19 protein-coding genes are annotated in these 17,174 nt (G+C 57.6%); 5 read left to right on the top strand and 14 right to left on the bottom strand.

Features of this window, described 5'->3' with window-relative positions; translation table 11 throughout:
* Window positions 1-31: 31 nt before the first annotated feature.
* From flgK to flgB, 10 genes are all read right to left on the bottom strand, one after another.
* A complete protein-coding gene (flgK, locus tag V8J88_RS06105; RefSeq protein WP_338848441.1) occupies window positions 32-2,014 on the bottom strand; it encodes a flagellar hook-associated protein FlgK in 1,983 nt (660 codons plus the stop codon).
* Between the two features lie 100 nt (window positions 2,015-2,114).
* Entirely contained in the window at window positions 2,115-3,347 is a 1,233-nt protein-coding gene (gene flgJ / locus V8J88_RS06100; protein WP_338848440.1) for a flagellar assembly peptidoglycan hydrolase FlgJ, read from the bottom strand.
* Between the two features lie 10 nt (window positions 3,348-3,357).
* Entirely contained in the window at window positions 3,358-4,479 is a 1,122-nt protein-coding gene (locus tag V8J88_RS06095; RefSeq protein ID WP_338848439.1) for a flagellar basal body P-ring protein FlgI, read from the bottom strand.
* Window positions 4,480-4,492: 13 nt separating this feature from the next.
* Window positions 4,493-5,158, bottom strand: coding sequence for a flagellar basal body L-ring protein FlgH (locus V8J88_RS06090; RefSeq protein WP_338848438.1), 666 nt, complete (start codon window positions 5,156-5,158; stop codon window positions 4,493-4,495).
* Between the two features lie 14 nt (window positions 5,159-5,172).
* Entirely contained in the window at window positions 5,173-5,955 is a 783-nt protein-coding gene (flgG, locus tag V8J88_RS06085) for a flagellar basal-body rod protein FlgG (protein ID WP_338848437.1), read from the bottom strand.
* A 78-nt stretch (window positions 5,956-6,033) separates the two neighbouring features.
* The gene (flgF, locus tag V8J88_RS06080; RefSeq protein ID WP_338848436.1) at window positions 6,034-6,774 is read right to left on the bottom strand and encodes a flagellar basal-body rod protein FlgF; all 741 of its coding nucleotides are present in this window, start codon (window positions 6,772-6,774) and stop codon (window positions 6,034-6,036) included.
* A 91-nt stretch (window positions 6,775-6,865) separates the two neighbouring features.
* Window positions 6,866-8,446 (bottom strand): flagellar hook protein FlgE, encoded by a 1,581-nt coding sequence (locus V8J88_RS06075; RefSeq protein WP_338848435.1) that lies wholly within the window; start codon window positions 8,444-8,446, stop codon window positions 6,866-6,868.
* Window positions 8,447-8,490: 44 nt separating this feature from the next.
* A complete protein-coding gene (locus V8J88_RS06070) occupies window positions 8,491-9,168 on the bottom strand; it encodes a flagellar hook assembly protein FlgD (RefSeq protein ID WP_338848434.1) in 678 nt (225 codons plus the stop codon).
* A 20-nt stretch (window positions 9,169-9,188) separates the two neighbouring features.
* Entirely contained in the window at window positions 9,189-9,593 is a 405-nt protein-coding gene (gene flgC, locus V8J88_RS06065; protein WP_338848433.1) for a flagellar basal body rod protein FlgC, read from the bottom strand.
* A gap of 21 nt (window positions 9,594-9,614) precedes the next feature.
* On the bottom strand, window positions 9,615-10,019 hold the full coding sequence (gene flgB / locus V8J88_RS06060) for a flagellar basal body rod protein FlgB (protein ID WP_338848432.1): 405 nt from the start codon (window positions 10,017-10,019) through the stop codon (window positions 9,615-9,617).
* 171 nt (window positions 10,020-10,190) lie between these two features.
* Here flgB and flgA point away from each other — a divergent pair, with 171 nt between their 5' ends.
* From flgA to V8J88_RS06045, 3 genes are all read left to right on the top strand, one after another.
* On the top strand, window positions 10,191-10,886 hold the full coding sequence (gene flgA, locus V8J88_RS06055; protein WP_338848431.1) for a flagellar basal body P-ring formation chaperone FlgA: 696 nt from the start codon (window positions 10,191-10,193) through the stop codon (window positions 10,884-10,886).
* A 217-nt stretch (window positions 10,887-11,103) separates the two neighbouring features.
* Window positions 11,104-11,415 carry a flagellar biosynthesis anti-sigma factor FlgM gene (gene flgM, locus V8J88_RS06050; protein ID WP_338848429.1) on the top strand — a complete coding sequence of 104 codons (312 nt, stop codon included), beginning with the start codon at window positions 11,104-11,106 and terminating at the stop codon, window positions 11,413-11,415.
* A 17-nt stretch (window positions 11,416-11,432) separates the two neighbouring features.
* Window positions 11,433-11,927, top strand: coding sequence for a flagellar protein FlgN (locus tag V8J88_RS06045; protein WP_338848428.1), 495 nt, complete (start codon window positions 11,433-11,435; stop codon window positions 11,925-11,927).
* A gap of 80 nt (window positions 11,928-12,007) precedes the next feature.
* Here V8J88_RS06045 and V8J88_RS06040 read toward each other — a convergent pair whose 3' ends face one another.
* Window positions 12,008-13,231, bottom strand: a complete 1,224-nt coding sequence (locus V8J88_RS06040) for a hypothetical protein (protein ID WP_338848427.1) — start codon at window positions 13,229-13,231, stop codon at window positions 12,008-12,010.
* A gap of 299 nt (window positions 13,232-13,530) precedes the next feature.
* Here V8J88_RS06040 and V8J88_RS06035 point away from each other — a divergent pair, with 299 nt between their 5' ends.
* A complete protein-coding gene (locus tag V8J88_RS06035) occupies window positions 13,531-14,208 on the top strand; it encodes a hypothetical protein (protein WP_338848426.1) in 678 nt (225 codons plus the stop codon).
* A 59-nt stretch (window positions 14,209-14,267) separates the two neighbouring features.
* Window positions 14,268-14,924 carry a hypothetical protein gene (locus V8J88_RS06030; RefSeq protein WP_338848425.1) on the top strand — a complete coding sequence of 219 codons (657 nt, stop codon included), beginning with the start codon at window positions 14,268-14,270 and terminating at the stop codon, window positions 14,922-14,924.
* Between the two features lie 11 nt (window positions 14,925-14,935).
* Here V8J88_RS06030 and motD read toward each other — a convergent pair whose 3' ends face one another.
* From motD to V8J88_RS06015, 3 genes are read right to left on the bottom strand one after another with little or no spacing between them, the layout of a single operon-like run.
* Window positions 14,936-15,709 carry a flagellar motor protein MotD gene (gene motD / locus V8J88_RS06025; protein ID WP_338848424.1) on the bottom strand — a complete coding sequence of 258 codons (774 nt, stop codon included), beginning with the start codon at window positions 15,707-15,709 and terminating at the stop codon, window positions 14,936-14,938.
* A 3-nt stretch (window positions 15,710-15,712) separates the two neighbouring features.
* Window positions 15,713-16,453, bottom strand: coding sequence for a flagellar motor protein (locus tag V8J88_RS06020; protein WP_338848423.1), 741 nt, complete (start codon window positions 16,451-16,453; stop codon window positions 15,713-15,715).
* Complete coding sequence (locus V8J88_RS06015) at window positions 16,435-17,166, bottom strand: RNA polymerase sigma factor FliA (RefSeq protein WP_338848422.1); 732 nt, start codon at window positions 17,164-17,166, stop codon at window positions 16,435-16,437. Before V8J88_RS06015 ends, V8J88_RS06020 begins: the two co-directional genes overlap by 19 nt.
* Window positions 17,167-17,174: the final 8 nt, after the last annotated feature.

Raw genomic sequence — 17,174 nt, 5'->3', positions numbered from 1 at the left:
AACGCTTTTGCAAAAACCAGAGCGCCGCGCCTTAACGCGCGGCGGCTATCAGGGATTCAAATACCTGCGCCGCAATCTGCATCAGTTTGCCAGCGGCTTGGTAAGCCTGCTGGTAGCGTAACAGATTACCCGCTTCCTCATCCAGATTGACGCCGGATTCGGCCTGTTCGACTTCGCGCACCTGGCGCAAAAATTCTTCTTGCGCGGTGGTGTTGACCTGCACTTCGCGCGAGGTGTTGCCGACCTGCCCGACCAGCTGGGCGTATGCGCCCTGATACGTGGCAGTGCCGTTTTCCAGTGTGTTTTTACCCTGCAATTCTCCCAGCAGGCGGGCATTGCGGTTATCGCCCACGCCGGAGAGATTTTGCTGAATCGTGAAAGTGTCGCCATTCGCCGGCTGTCCGGTGAAGCTGACATTCACGCCGCCAAAACTGATCAAGGCGTCGGCGGCATAAGTGATCGAGGCCACCGGGGCGGGGTTGACTGTCGGCACCCCGTTCACGGTCACGGTCACGTCCTGGGTCGGGGGGAAACCGGACAGGGTATTATTCGTCGCATCGTAGGTCAGCGTGACTTCCGCCGGGGCGATGATCGGGCTGCCGCCATTCGCCGGCAGATAGGTGCTGTCCACATAGCCGCCGGAAATTTTGCCGGTGCCGCTGTTGGCGCCGCCGTTAATGGTGCGGATCGGGGCGGCGGCGGCGATAGTGGAGCGGTCTGTGATGGCCACTGAAAAACCATTGGCGCCGTTAATAGTGGGCTGCACCAGATAGCTGTCGCCGGCGCGAATCGGCTGGGTGCCGGCCACCAGGGTCAGGCTGAAGCCTTCATTGCGCGCCGCTGTGTCCGCCGCCGCCAGAGTGGTGTTGGCCAGCACCGCATTGTCTGACAGGCGCAAGAATTGGTAATTCGTGCCGTCGTATTTGATTTGATAGTCGCTGATGGTCAGGCGGGTGGCGTCGGTTATGTCGGCGACAATTGCGTCATTGCCGATATTCAAACGGTTGGGCGAAACCACCGGGCTGGCGGAATTGAAGAAATTACCGCCCAGATTGCCATTCAAGTCCTGCCCGAGACGGTGTTGCGCATTAAACGTCGAGGCCAGCCCTGCGGCCACACGGCCCAGGGCATTTTGGGTCGGGTCAAGGGTGCGTGAGCGGAATTCAAACAAGCCGCCCATGCGCCCGCCCACCAATGTGCTCTCCGGCATTGAGCTGATATTGCCATTGGTGACATAACCGACTTCCACCCGGCTCAAGTCAAAGTTGGATACGGTGGGAGTCAGCTGGAACACATTATTCCCCACCACCAGCGGCTGGCCATTGCCGATCGAGACGGTGTAGGTGGCGTCGGTCTGGGTGATCACGGTGGCCTTGATTTCCTTATTCAAGTCAGCCACCAGTTTGTCGCGCTGGTCCATCAAATCATTCGGCGGTTTGAATTCGTCTGCGGCCAGCAAGGCGATCGATTCATTGAGTTTGCCGATTTGCTGGGCGATCGAATTGATCACTGAGACGCTGGAGACGATTTGATCATCCACCGACTCACGGATTTCCGAAAGCCGGTTGTTCAAACCCTGAAAACGTGAAGCGAGCGCGTCGCCGGTGGATAAAATCGCCTGCCGCGAAGCCACCGATGAGGGGTTGGAGGCCAGATCCTGCACGCCTTTGAAAAAATCCTGCAAGGCCGGGGAAAGGCCGGCGGTTTGATCCGCCAGCAGATTATCGACCTGGGTAATCTGACTGTGATAAGCATTTAAAGCGCTGTACGAAGTGGAAGCGCTGGTCACCTGATTAGACAGGAATTCATTGTAAATCCGCTTTACTTCCGCAATTTTGGTGCCGCCACCCACAAAGCCAAAACCGCCGTATTGCGCGGCGGCGGTGGCTTGAATCACTTGCTGGCGGTTGTAGCCAGGCGTGCTGGAGTTCGCAATATTATGGCCGGTGGTGTTCAAACCAGCCTGCGCTGCCTGAATTGCGGTGCCAGCAATGGAAATAAGGTTGGATGGCATGATCTTTCTTCCCTGATATGGCCTGTTCTACGGCATTTTGCCGCAAAACTTGAATCAAACAATCCATTTGCGTCAAGGCCATTGTTGTATTTTTCTCACATCAACTCAAGGAATTCTTGATGATGCGGGTCAGTTTTGCCGCGTAGTTCGGGTCAGTGGCATAGCCCGCGCGTTGTAAGCCGCGTGCAAAGCTGCTGGCGTCCTGCGCATTGGCCAACACATTTTCATAGCGCGGATTTTTGCTCAACAGGCGCGCATAGTCGCGGAAGGCGTCGGAATAAGAGTCGTAGGCGCGAAAGCGCTCGCGCCGCATTTGCGGCTTACCGTTGATGTATTCGATGGTGTTGGCTTCCACCACCTTGCCTTTCCAGTTTTTGCCGGCTTTGATGCCAAACAGATTATGGCTGGCGCGCCCATCCGCGCCGGTGATCTCGCGCCGGCCCCAGCCGGATTCCAGCGCGGCCTGGCCGAGCAGGAATTTGGGCGGAATGCCGGTGCTGCGGCTGGCCTCCTCCGCAGCCCCGGCCAGCTTGCTTTGAAAATGCCGCACATGCGCCGGCTGGCTGCGGGTGCTGGCGCCAAGCTCGGCAATCGCCTTGTTCTTCATGCTTTTCAATGATCCAATCGCCGCCCCGTTTTCGTTGAGCAGGGTTTTGACGCCGGGACTGATATTGGAAAATTGCGCCACATTGCGCTCGCGGCTGGCGATCAAATCATCAATCTCTTCGGCCAGATCCTGCACCGAATCCGCGCCGCGCATATCTTCCATGGTCGCCAGATTGGCCAGCGCAGGCCGGGCGGCGGGATCATATGCCGCCAGGGTTTGGCGCGCATCGCCGACACTGCCGCGCAATTGCAGCGCAGCCGGCGCTTGCATGGCGCGCATGCCATTGCTTTTGAGCGCTGCTTCGTTTTGCGGCGCAGCCGGCATGCTGTTATTGAGTTTGCCGCCAAGCCCGGGGCCGGCTGGCATGCTGTTATTGAGCTGTTCCGGCGCGACGCCGTTTTTAATCGATTGCGGCGGCGCGGTTTGCTGAGTCAGCTGTTTTTCCAGCACCTGGGCCAAGCCCATGCCGCGTTTGGCCATCTGCTGCGTCAATTGCTGATCCAGCATGCCGGTAAACATCTTGCTTTGCTCATTGTCGAACATGCCGCCTTCGACTTTACCGGCCTCGCGCATGCTCTTCATCATGGTGTTTAAGAACAGCGCCTCGAATTGCTGGGCCGCACTTTTCGCCGCCTCTTTCGGATTTTGCTTGGCGCTGTGACGCAGGCTGTCCAGACTTTTACTGTCTTGCACCAAGCGTGCGCTGATATCGGGTTGCTTGATCATGGCGCCTCCCTCAGATGACTTCCAATTCGGCTTTGAGCGAACCGGCGGCCTTCATCGCCTGCAAGATGGCTAACAAATCTTGCGGCGTGGCGCCGATGGCGTTTAAGGCTTTCACCACTTCGGCCAGATTGGCCCCGCCTTTGATGGCCAGCACATTGCCAGGCTCTTTTTTGATTTCGCCACTGGCGGCGGCGGCGCTGCCGGGGGCCGGCTCGACGGTCAAACTCAAATTGCCATGCGAAATTGCGCACGGCTCCAGCGTCACCGCCTGGTTCATCACCACCGAGCCGGTGCGCGCGTTGATGATCACGCGGGCGGCGGCGGTATCGGCTTCGACCCGCAGATTTTGCAAGGCGCCAAGAAACGCCACCCGCTGATCGCTGGAAGATGGCACGCGCACCTTGATCACCCGGCCATCCTGGGCGTAGGCAATATCGGAACCGTAAGCGGCGTTGATTTTATCCACCACCCGGCTGGCGGTGGAAAAGTCGCTTTGCAGCAATTCCAGCGAAATCTGATTGTTTTGCCCCAGATTATTGGCCACCGCGCGCTCGACTGTGGCGCCATCCGGCACCCGGCCCACGCTTAAATGGTTAGCCGGCGCTTTTTGCCCGTTCGGCGCGGCGCCGACCTGGCTTAACACCACCTGACCTTGCGCCATGGCGTAGATGTGATTATCAGCGCCTTTGAGCGGGGTCATTAACAAGACCCCGCCGCGCAGGCTTTTGGCGTTGCCGATGGATGACACCGTGACATCCAGGGTTTGCCCCGGCTGGGCGAATGGCGGCAGGCTGGCGGTGACGGTCACAGCCGCCACGTTTTTCAGCTGCAAGCTTGTGCCCGCTGGCAGATTGACGCCCAATTGCTGCAACATCGACAAGACGCTTTGCACTGTGAACGGGGTTTGCGTGGTCTGGTCGCCGCTGCCATCAAGCCCCACTACCAGGCCGTAACCGAGCAGCTGGTTTTGCCGCACGCCCTGGATGCTGGCCAAATCCTTGATGCGCAATCCGCTTTGCGCCGGCGCGCTTTCCACCACCACCTCGGGCTTGGCTTGGGCGTTGCGCGCGCTTTGCGCCTGGGCCGGGGTAAGCAGCGCCAGCAGCACAATCAGGAGCAGGAATTTAGCCATTTGCAGACTCCCCTCAAAATGGCAAGACGCTCATAAACAAGCGCGAAATCATGGAGGTGAAGCTGGCCCGGTCGATTTGCGTATTGGTGCGGTATTCGACCCGCGCATCGGCCACTTTGGAAGATGCAATCGTGTTGCCGGGCTGGATATTATCCGGACTGATCACGCCTGATACGCGGATGAATTCCGTGCCCTTGTCCAAGGCCAATTGTTTTTCCCCGGCCACCACCAGATTGCCATTCGGCAGCACGTCGATCACGGTGGCGGAAATGGTGCCGGTGAAGGTATTGCTGGCGTTTTCGGTGTCTTTGTCTTCAAATTTATTCGCGGTGGTGGCGGTCAGGCGCGCGCCTTGCATGGTTTTCAGCGGAAAGCCGGTGACAGTCGGCACGGACACCGCTGCGCTGCCGCTCTTGCTGCCGCTGCTGGAGGCGGATTTAATCGCCGAGGTCGATTCGCTGATGGTGATGGTGATGCTGTCGCCCACCATGCGCGCGCGGCGGTCTTCAAACATCGGGCGGTATGCCGTGCCCTGGAAAATGGCGCCGCTTAAAGCCTGCACCGGCTCTGGCGAAACCGGGCGCGCGGTGCGCGGCGTGCTGATGATTGAGGTCGGGGTGGCGGCGCAGCCGGCCAATAACACGGCAAGTCCGAGGGCTTGGTAATGCAACAGTTTCATGACAGCCTCCGGTATCAGAGTTGCGACAGTTTTTGCAGCATTTGATCAGAGGTGGTGATCGCTTTGCTGTTGATTTCATAGGCGCGCTGGGTCTGGATCATGCTGACCAGTTCTTCCACCACATTCACATTCGAGGTTTCGATATAGCCCTGGATCAAGATCCCGGCCCCATTCGTGCCCGGGGTATTGGTGTTGGGGGCGCCGGATGCGCCGGTTTCCACATACAGGTTTTCGCCCTTGCTCTCCAAACCGGCTGGATTGATGAAGGTGGCCAGTTGCAAGCTGCCGATCTGGGTCGGGGTCGGGCTGCCGGCGGTGGTGATTGAGACCGTGCCATCGCGGCCAATCGACAAACTTTGCGCATTATTGGGCACCGTGATCGCGGGCGACACCACATACCCGCTGGCGGTCACCAGCTGACCGTTGGCGTCGGTCTGGAAGGAGCCGTCACGGGTGTAAGCCAGCGTGCCGTCGGGCAGCGAGACTTGCAAAAAACCGGCCCCGTTGATGGCCACGTCTTTGTCGTTATTGGTCTGCTGCAAATTGCCCTGGGTCTGAATGCGCTCGGTCGCCACCGGGCGCACGCCGGTGCCGAGTTGCAAGCCGGAAGGCAGGCTGGTTTGTTGCGAGGTTTGGCCGCCGGGCTGGCGCAGGTTTTGATACAGCAAATCTTCAAACACGGCGCGCGAACGCTTAAAGCCGGTGGTCGAGACATTCGCCAGATTATTGGCGATCACATCGAGCTGGGTTTGTTGCGCATCCAACCCGGTTTTGGAAATCCACAGCGAACGTATCATGATTCCTCCTGGCGCCTGATGCCAGGCGCCCGGGATGGACGCCTGTGTGCCTTGAGGATAATTATGCGGCGAAGGAGATTAATTCAAACTCAGGATCTGACCGGCTTTTGCCGCGTTATTCTCGGCGTTTTTGAGCAAACTCATTTGCGTTTCAAACTGGCGCGCTATGCTGATCATATCGACCATGCAGTCAATCATATTCACATTCGAGCCTTCCAGCGCGCCGCCGGCGATTTTGACAGTGGGATCCACTTCGGCTTCCTGTCCGTTTTTGAGGCGGAATAAGCCATCCGCGCCGCGCTCCAATTCCCCGGGTGGCGGATTAACCAGTTTGATGCGCCCCATTTCGGTCGAGGCGCCTGGTTTGAAGCCGTTCGCGATGCCGGAAATCGTGCCGTCGCGGCCAATACTGATCGAAACTTCCGGGGTGATCGTGATCGGCCCGCCCTCGCCTTGCACATTCAAGCCGGATGCCGTTTGCAGCAAACCATTCTCACTCACTTTCAAGGCCCCGTGCCGGGTATAGGCTTCGCTGCCGTCCGGCATTTGCACCGCAATCCAGCCCGGCCCATGCAAGGCGACATCGAGTTCGCGCCCGGTATGTTGAATTGCGCCGGGCGTGAAGTCGCTGCCAACGGTGGAATCGACCACCATGGTGCGGGTCGGCAAACCGGAGGAAACCACCGGCACAGCGCGAAAGCTGTCGAGCTGGGCGCGAAATCCGTTGGTGGAGACATTCGCCAGATTGTGCGAATTGGTGGCTTGCTTTTCCAGAATATGGCGCGCGCCTGTCATTGCGGTATAAATCAGCTTGTCCATATGCCGCCTCTTGCATGGTGATGGGCGCGCCAAGCCCGGCCTTGCACGCAACAAGGCAGGTTTGGCGAACGTCCCGGTTTGAGCGCAATATTTAACGCAGGTTGACCAGGGTTTGCAGCACAGAGTCCTGGGTCTTAATGGTTTGCGCATTGGCCTGATACACCCGTTGCGCGGTAATCATTTCCACCAGTTCCTGGGTCAAGTCAACATTGGAATCTTCCACCGCCGAGGCTTGCAACACGCCCAGGCTGGCGGAGTTGGGCACGCCGACCAGGGCCGCGCCGGAGGCAGCGGTTTCGGCCCAGGCGTTATTGCCCAGCGGCGCCAAGCCATTCGGGTTGGTGAAGTTGGCCAACACCAATTGCGCCAGCACATTCGATTGCCCATTGGTATAGCGCGCCACCATCAAGCCATCCGAGCTGGTGGAAAAACCTGACAAGCGGCCCGAGGTGTAACCATCCTGCTTTAAGGCGTTGGTGCTGAAATTGGAGCCGAATTGGGTGGTGCCGGAGTAATCGACTTCCATCGAAATCGGGCTTAACGCGCCGGTCGGCGGGTGCACCGGAATATCGACGCGGAACGGCATGCCGGCCTTGGTCGCGGTGTCCAGCGCGCCCAGGGGAGTAAACACCAGCCGCGCGATCGGGGCCGGCGGCGCTAACAGCGGATTGGCCGGGGTGCCGATGGTGACAGCGGAAATCACCGATGCGCGGGTGGCGTTGGGGTCCGCCGCTTCGGCATCGCCGGCATCAGCAGCATTATCCTGGAAGGTGGCGAGCCTTTCGAGCCGCACCGCCACCTGCGTCAGCGCTTCAGCTTGCGCGATTTGATCCGGCGTCACCGCTGCCGCTCTTGCCGCATCAGCTGTAGTGCGCGCCGCCGTCGCGTCGGCCTGGGTGGCGTTGGCCAATGCGCGCACAGCAGCGGCGATCGAAGCCGGCGTCGGGGGCGGGTCGACCACGCGGTCGGCGTCATTCGCCGCTTCACGCACAGTCAGACTGGAGCGCTCAATCCCATCGCTGGTGGCGTACACATCCCAGGTGCTGGGGCCGGTTTTGACATAAAACGTTTGCATCACGTGCGGATTGCCCAGCGTATCGAAAATATTCACCGAAGTTGCGCTGTTATAACTGGTCGGCACGTCCGGGCTGAACGGCGCATCGCGCGGCACTTGTGCGCGCGAGTCCAGATTCAGCACCGCTGCGACTTTTTCTGTGACTTTCGGCGGCAGGTCGGCGGTATTGACTTGCAGCGAAACCGGCGCGCCGGTGGACAGCACGCCCAGCGCATTGGCCATATACCCGGTCAGATTCGCCCCTTGCGCATTCACAATATAGCCATTGCGGTCAAGCTGGAATTGGCCATTGCGCGAATATTGCGCCGTGCCGTTATAGGTCATGCGGAAAAAACCGCCGCCATTGATGGCGATGTCGAGCGGGTTGTTGGAATTGCCGATATTGCCCTGCGTGAATTGCTGGGCGATATTCACCACCTTGGTGCCGATACCGGCCTGATTGCCGGTCGCGCCGGTGAGTGAGCTGGCGTACACGTCTGCAAACTGGGCTTTGGACAGTTTGAAACCGACCGTGCTGGCGTTCGCCACATTATTACCAATCACGTCCAGCGATTTCGCTGCGCCATTCAGACCACTCAAACCTTGTTGGAAACTCATGATGTTCTCCTGTCTTGCTGCCTGCTGAATTCAATCCGCCCTGCTTACAGAATCTGCCGCACCTTGGACAGTTCCACCGGCCCCACGCCATCCACATTCACCTTCACCCCCTGCACCCCGGAGGTAATGCTGCTGACCATGCCAAAACTCAAGGGTTGCACGCTCTCGACTTTTTTATCGCCGATCATCGCTTCGACTTTGATGGTGTAGCGGCCATCGCTTTGCTGCACCCCGTTATCGCTGAAACCATCCCAGGTCATCGGCGCCACACCCACATCCTGACCGCCCAGATCGACCGATTTCAAGACCTGACCCGAGCCATTGACGATGGACACTTTGACACTGTCCGCCGGCTCCGGGATATCCACCCCGAAAATCGCCTTGCCCTTATCCAGCACCAATTGATTGCCTGGCGTCAGCACGCCATGGCCGATCAGGGATGCGGACTGCAAAGACTGGGTAGAAGCATAGCTATCCTGCAAGCTTTTCATGGCCTCATTGAGCTTATCAATCCCGGTCACGGTGGATAATTGCGCCATCTGACTGGTGACTTGCGCATTGTCCATCGGGCTCAAGGGATCTTGATTTTTCATCTGCGACACCAACAGGGTCAGAAAGCGGTTTTGCACTTCTTCCGCACTGGTGCCCTTGGCGGCGCTGGCCGACTTTGGATTCATACTCTGCATCAGATTATCTGACACGCTATTGATGGAATTCGCCATAACAGATCTCCAGCTTCACATCATTGACCAATGGTCAGGGTTTTCAAGGCCATGGTCTTGGCGGCGTTGAATGTCTCGACATTATTTTGATACGAGCGCGAGGCAGACAGCATATTGACCATTTCATCGACCACATTCACATTCGGCATCGCCACATAGCCGCGTTCATCGGCCAGCGGGCTTTTCGGGTCATACACCATTTTAGGCAGAGATGCATCTTCCACCACCTGTTTTACACGCACCCCTTGCGCATTGCTGGCGTCCACCGCCTGCGCCTCAAACACCACCTGTTTGGCGCGATACGGCTGCCCGTTTGCGCTGGTGGCCGAATCAGCATTGGCCAGATTGCTGGCCACCACATTCAAGCGCTGCGCCTGTGCGCTCATGGCGCTGCCGGCGACGTTAAAAATATTGAAGAGTGACATCTGTGCGCTCCCTCAGGTCACTTATTGACCGCCGGTGATGGCTGTCAGCATGCCACGGATCTGGCTGTTGACAAACGTCACCGCCGCCTCATAACGCAAAGCATTGTCGGCAAACTGGGTGCGCTCGACATCCATATCCACCGTATTGCCATCGACCGCGCCCTGCACCTCAGGCCGGTATAACAGCGGCGCGCCGCCCGGCCCCACATCCTGCGCCTGCAAATGACGCGGCGCCGTGCGCGCCAGGGCCGCCGGCCCCGGGCCGGACATGGCGCTGCTGAGCGCCTCGCTGAAATTAAAATCGCGCGCCTTGTAATTCGGCGTGTCCGCATTGGCGATATTGCTGGCCAGCACCCTTTGCCGCTCTGAGCGCAAGGACAGCACTGATTCGTTATAGCGGAAGTGTTGGTCGAGTTTGCCTATCATGTTCAGCTCCAATGTTGCCGACGGACATCTTTTTACGATGCCTGTCATCTTAGGCCCGCCAGTCCGCGCGCAAAGCGTCAAGAAAGGCGGGAAAAGCGGCCCAGTTCAGGCTTTGCCTTTACGCCTGCCAGCCTACAATCAAGCCGTCTGCCTGATTTGCTGGAGCACACAATGAAACCCGGATACCTCTATATAGTTATTGGACTTGCGCTGTGCGGCGCGGCGCGCGCGCAAAGCCTGCCGCAGCGCCAGGATTTAGAGCAAATGCGCTTAGTGGCGCAGAGCTGGCTGGAGCAGCAAAGCCGCAATGCGCCCGGCCCGCTCAGCATCAACGTGACGCCGTTTGATGCGCGGCTGCACTTGCCGGCCTGCGCCCAACTGCAAGCCTATACCCCGCAAGGCGCCAAACCCTGGGGTAAAACCCTGGTCGGGGTGCGTTGCATGCAACCGGCCTGGCAAGCGTTCACCCAGGCCCACGTCAGCGTGCAAGTGGCCTATGTCAGCGCCAACAGCGCGCTGGCTCCGGGCCAGATTCTGCAGGCCGAACACTTGAGCATGCAGCAAGGCGATCTGGCCAATTTGCCGCCCGGCGTGCTGACTGATATGCAACAGGCGCTGGGCAAGCAAAGCAGCCACAGCATCAGCGCCGGCCAAGCCATCAGCGCACGTCAACTGCGCCAGCCGGCATTGATTCAACATGGACAACAGGTGAAACTGGTCGCCAGCGGGGCCGGATTCGCGCTGCAAGGCGAAGGGCGCGCTGTCGGCGGCGCCAGCCTGGGCGGTGCGGTGACGGTAAAATTGGCAAATGGGCAACAGATCAGCGGACTGGCCCAAGCAGAAGGCGTGGTTGCGGTGCAGTTTTAAGCCCGCCGCGCCGGGCTGATGATTATGCACAATTGCAACGGACAAGCTTGAAAATAAAACAGCAATTCGTCGATCCCGGCGCGCTGCGTTTATAGTAGATGCTGGCATAAGCGGCAGAAACTGCAAAAGGCGCGCAGTTTGCTAAAGTTTGCGCGGCACGCGCCGATAAACAAGCAGAACCCGGGGAAACCTGCCCCAACCAATCGAGGAAACTGCTGTGAAAATTACCGATTCACTCAAAGGCCAGACCGGTTTGCCGGTCAGCCAAGGTCAGTCTCAGACGGCCACGGCGCGTAACGCCGACAAGGCCGGCACTGCGACAACGACGGCAGCGACGGACAGCGTGCGTCTGTCTTCCCAGCTGCAGTCGTTGGAAGGAAAGATCGCCAGCAGCAATGTGTTCGACGCGAAAAAAGTCGAAAAAATCAAGCTGGCGATTGCCGACGGTCAATTCCAGGTCAATTCGGAAAAAGTGGCCGATGGATTATTGGAAACAGTGAAAGACTTGCTGCACTCGCGCAAGCGTTGATTCAGGCGGAAATACCAATGAATGCATCTTCCGGCAATACCGGCTATCAATTAGACAGCGGCATGCAGGCCGAGCGCGCCGTCATGGCGGACTTGCTGGAAACCTTGCAACAAGAGCAAAACAGCCTGATTGCCGCCGATGTTGAACAATTGCTCCAGCTTACTGAGCAAAAAAATCAACTGGTGCAGCGCGCATCAGCATTGTCGCAACAAAGACTGAACGCACTGGCCGCCGCCGGCTTTGCCCAGGAAGAAGCCAATATGGCAGCCTGGCTGACGCGTCTGGGCCGCAGCGAATTGCAACAATCCTGGCACAGCCTGCTCGACTTGACACGTCAGGCCAAAGAAATCAACCGCTTGAACGGCATGCTGATCAATCGCCAGCTGGCGAATACGCAAAACGCCCTGCAAGCCTTGCAACCCCCTTCCGCCGCGACACCGGCGCAACATCTTTACGGCCCCAGCGGCCACTCCACCTTGAGCCAGGGTTCACGCCGTCTGGTGATAGGCTGACACTGGCAAGAGACTCACACGCCAAGTTGACAGACAGCTTGGCGCACCTGCTTCAGCAGCGCATATTTACCAGTGCAGGCTTAAAACAGCCCGCCGCCCTTCTTTTGCATAAAGCGCAACAACTCACGCTCATCCTCACTCAGGAATTGCTCAACAAACTGGCGCGCGCTCTTTTCTTCCCGCTCGCGGCAGCGCTGTTCTTCCATATACTCCTTCAGCCATTGCTTCAACGCCTGCGGTTCAGCCAATTCTTCCAATTGTTGATTCAAATCCATCAGATCCTCATCCAATTCCTGTATCAACTGGAATAAATAAGGCATTTGCTGCGCAGCTTCAGGCATATTGTCGCCACGCCCGGACTCGATCAACATCTGCGGGAAGCGCAACTCAAAAATGCTGAAGATGGTTTGCAATTCGTGCCTCAACTCTTCGTGCTGCTCAGTCAAAATCTTGTTGAAATGCTTCAGCCGCTCGCCATCCAAGGCATTGATGGCGGCGGCGTCGATTTGCTCAACCTCCCATTGCAATTCCAACAGGCGCAACAAGTCTTTATTGTCATACGCCACATTCACCCGGCTCATCAATTCGGTTTTGCGCTTGCGCTCGTTCTCATCCGGCGCGCGATCCGGGTGCAAAGCAGCGGCCAGCTTGCGATACACTTCGCGCAAACTCTGGCTTAATTGTTGCTCGGCCAAGGCCTGCGCCGCCTCACGTTGCAAGGCACGCTTATCCGGCTTGGCGCTTTTGGCCTGTTCATCGGCATCAGCTTGCCGTTCCTTTTGCGCCTGCGCTTGTTCAGCCAGCATTTTCAAAAACGCTTCTGGATTGCGGAAATCAACTTCTTCTGTGAACTCTTGCCCCGTGATTTCCGCCATCATGGCTTGCAAGCTGCTTTGCATGCCTTCTTCCACCACATCATAGTTTTTCCCGTGATAGCGCGCATACAGGCACTTGAGTTCCGGGTTCGGTTGATGCGCCAATAATTCCTCAAGCAGGGAATGGATCAGCTGGAGCAGGAATTTCTTTTCTGCTTTACTGAATTTCTGTTGCAGATAAGCCTGATCAAGCAAACGCAGCAAAGCTTGTTGCCGGTCTTTGTATGCAAGCACTTTCGGCGCAAATTTTTCCTGATAGTGCTGCTGATACATGGGAAGCAGCACTTCCCAATCTTTGATTTGGGTGCGCAACTTCTGGATCTTTTTGGTCAGCTGATTGAACAGCTTTTGCCCTTTGTTCAAAGTCTTGCCCTTACTGCCAGCGGCAATTTTCAAGGTGATGGTGGTTTCAGGTGGGCGTCGTGTCATGCTGGAATGTGCGGGCGGCTTATGAGATGGGTGTCAAATTATAGGCTTTCAGTTTTACCTTTACGCCTTGCATCATAAAAAAGTAAGGCATCCAAGTTTGCCAACCCCAAAAAATACGGCGTGGCTGCAAACAACCCTGCCCGGGCTGGCCGCGCCAAGTCTGTTTTTCCGCACACATTGCCGAAGCAGGCACAGTGCCGGCCATGGTGCGACAGATTCTACTGCGCCCCCATATTTGCTCCATATTTGCAGCGCATCATGTCTTTCATCGCAACCGTACCCAAGCAAAGGAAGACAACATGGCGCTGACAATTGCCTATTGCCCCTCAACCACTGAAGTCACCGCAGAAGACGACAATCTGGTCTATGGCGCATTGAATGATATCCGCATGGCCTGTGAGGCCGAAATTTGTATCAACGATGGCAATGCCAAACTCGGGCGGCTCGATACTGCGGGCGGCCGCCTGTACGTGGTCGGCCATGGCAATGGCGGCAGCGCGATCGGCGCTCATCATCATGAAAGCGCAGGCGCGCATGCCCTGGTGCAGCAATTATTGGAAGAAGGCATGCCGAAAAACCCGAAAAACCAGATTTTGATTCATCTGCACGCCTGCGCCACCGGGGCATCGGTGCGCGTCGCATATCACTTCAAACATAAACAACCGTATGTCGAACGGTTCTGCCGCGCCTTGCGTGAAGCCGGCTGCAGCAATTTCAAAGTGGTCGGCTATGCCGGTTTTGTCAACAATCTGGGACGGGTATCCACCAAGTACAACACCAGCGACGAAAGCAAGCGCAATTTTAATCAAGGCAGCATGCATAAAAATCTGAAGCTCGACGATGAAATTCTGGTGGTGTACGAAGTCACCACCACGGATTACAACAAGATTCATGGCAGCAAATGGAAACAGGAGGTCAGCCATCCGCTCGAAGGCTGGTGGCCGGAGACGTATTACGAAATCCATAAAGTCCCATAAAACAAACGCCGCATTTCCGGCGCCGGACAGCGCCATTCATCACAATACAGGAGCAAAACATGACCGTTATCGCCTATCACACCGGAACCCGGATGGTGAAAGCCAGTGAAGATATGGATGTCTATTATTCAATGCAAGATCTCAAATTGCGCTGCAACGCCAGCATCACCTGGCACAATGGCGCAGCCGGGCTGGAGCGGCTTGATACGCCGGGCGGCGAATTATATGTGGTGGGACATGGCCACGCCGGCGGCCGCATCGGCGCCCATGGCCATCCCTCAGTCGGCGCCCGCACCCTGCTGCGTCAATTGACTGAAGAAGGCTTGCCAGTCAATCCCGCGAATCTGATCACGATCTACCTGCACGCCTGTGCTACCGGGGCCTCGGTGCGCACCAATTATTGTTTATGGCGCAAAGACCCGTATGCCGAGCGCTTTGCCGCCGCGCTGGTGGATGCCGGTTTTAATAATTTCCACGTGGTGGGCTACGCCGGCTTTTTGAACTCATCCGGCCAGATGTGCATGAGTTATCACGTACAAAACGCCAGCAAACGGGAGTTTTCCGGGCTGGAACACCGGCAAGGCCACAATACGGACAAAGAAATCGTGTTTTTGGTGAAAGACGGCGATTACAGCAAAATCAGTGGCGCGAACTGGCAGCAGTTTTATAACAAACGCCGCAAAAATTCGCTCCTGCTCGATATCCGCAAAGTATGAGGCGGCCCCGCTCAGGGCGCAACGGCGGGCAGCGGGCCGCTGGTCGGCACTTCCACCACCTGATCGGGAATGCCGGTCAAAATTGTGATATTCACGCGCCGGTTACGCGCCCGTCCCTCGGCCTGATTATTATCGGCCACCGGACGGGTGGCGGCGTGTCCCACCGCACTCATGCGCTTTTCATCCACCCCGGCCTCAATAAATAAGCGCACCACGGCGGATGCGCGCGCGCTGGATAATTCCCAATTGGAAGCAAACAGCGCATTCGCAATCGGCAGATTATCGGTGTGCCCCTCGACTTGAATCGCGTGCTCATCCTCGCTCATCACAGTGGCCACCAAACGCAGGGTTTGATCAGACTCCGGCGAAAGACGCGCCTCACCGGGGGCAAACAAGACGCTGGCGTTGATTTCCACACTCACCCCGCGCACGCCCTGAGTGACGCGCACCTTGCCTTCTTTTTCCAGCGGGGCCAAGACTTTTTGCAGATTGCGCGCCATTTGCGTCATGGCGATACGCTCGCGTTTGATCGCTTCAGAGCGCTTGCGGCTGGCGATCTGCTGCGGCGTGATCAGGGGGATGGTATCCGGCCCGGGCTGGCCGGCGCGCGCAGCGCCAAACTCTGAACCCAGCGCGTCGGACAAAATTTTGTACTTGCCTTCATTCACCGAGGAAATCGCATACATCACCACAAAGAAGGCAAACAAGAGCGTAATAAAATCGGCGTAGGACACCAGCCAGCGTTCGCGGTTTTCAGGCGGTTCCTCGGGTTTGCGCCGCGCCATATGCTAGTCTCCCCAATGCGTGACGCGTTCCTCCACCACCCGCGTATTATCGCCGCTGGCGATATCCACAAACACCGACACCATGTGCTCACGCAGCGTGGTTTCGCGCTGCAACAGGGTGCGCAATTTGACGCCAATCGGCAAAAACACCAGATTCGCCAAGCCCACGCCGTAAATCGTGGCGACAAACGCGACGGCGATCCCGCTGCCCAATTTGGACGGTTCGGATAAATTGCCCATCACATGAATCAAGCCCAGCACCGCGCCCATGATGCCGATGGTCGGCGCATAACCGCCGGCGGCTTCCCAGATGCGCACCGCCTGCTGCTCGGCGCTTTCCCAGGCATTGATATCCTCTTCCAGAATCTCACGCAATTTGGCCGGCGCCACCCCGTCCACAATCAGACGCAAACCCTTGGCTTGAAACGGATCTTTGACCGCCTTGGCGTAGCGCTCCAGACTCAACATGCCTTCGCGCCTGGCGACTAAACTCCAGTTGGTCAGCTCACGCCCGATTTCCAGACTGCGATCAGGCGGCGGCTTAAACACCCAGCGCAGCATCAGCAGGCCACGGCGGAAAGCGCGCGGACGGCTTTGCAACAACACCGCCGCCAGCGTGCCGACCACCACCACCAGCATGGCGGTAGGTTGCAGCAAGACGGCAAGCTTGCCGCCTTCGAGCAACTGACCGCCTAACAGCGCAGCCAGGCCGAGCGCTAAGCCGGCTACACTTCCCCAGTCCACTTTTGCTCCCGCAAGGCGGCGCGCAGGCGCGCCACCGCCTGGGTATGCAATTGACTCACGCGCGATTCAGACACGCCCATCACCGCGCCGATTTCCTTCAAATTCAATTCCTGCTCGTAATACAAGCCCATTAAAAGCTTTTCGCGCTCAGGCAAACCGTCAATCGCCTGGATCACCGCCAGCCGGAAATCATCCTGCAACAGACTTTGCAAAGGGTCGCTGCCCTCGTCCACCAGATGGCGGTCAAGGAAATTGTCGCTGCCCTCACCATCATGGAAATCTTCGTAATACACCAGCTGATGGCCGCCGCTGTCGGACAGCATCTCCTGATATTCGGAAAGGGAAATTTTGAGCATCTTGGCGACTTCAGATTCGCTCGGCGGGTGGCCTAAACGCTGCTGCAAAATACTCATTGCTTCCTCGATCTTGCGCATATTCTGCCGCACGCTTCTGGGCATCCAGTCGCTGCTGCGCAACTCATCGAGCATAGCGCCCCGGATGCGCAACACGGCATAGGTTTCAAATTGGGCCCCGTGGGTCTCTTCATAGCGGCCAATGGCGTCTAACAGACCCATCATGCCCGCCTGGATCAAATCATCCACTTCGACGCTGGGCGGCAGCTTCGCCTTCATTTGATGGGCGAGCTTTTTGACCAGCGGCGCATGCATCTCCAGCAGGTGATCTTTTTCCGTTTTCCCTTTGGCCGTGTACATGTTTTATG

It is taken from the genome of Massilia sp. W12, assembly GCF_037300705.1.
In the GTDB taxonomy this organism is placed as follows: domain Bacteria; phylum Pseudomonadota; class Gammaproteobacteria; order Burkholderiales; family Burkholderiaceae_D; genus JACPVY01.
This window is presented reverse-complemented; position numbering and strand designations above follow the sequence as displayed.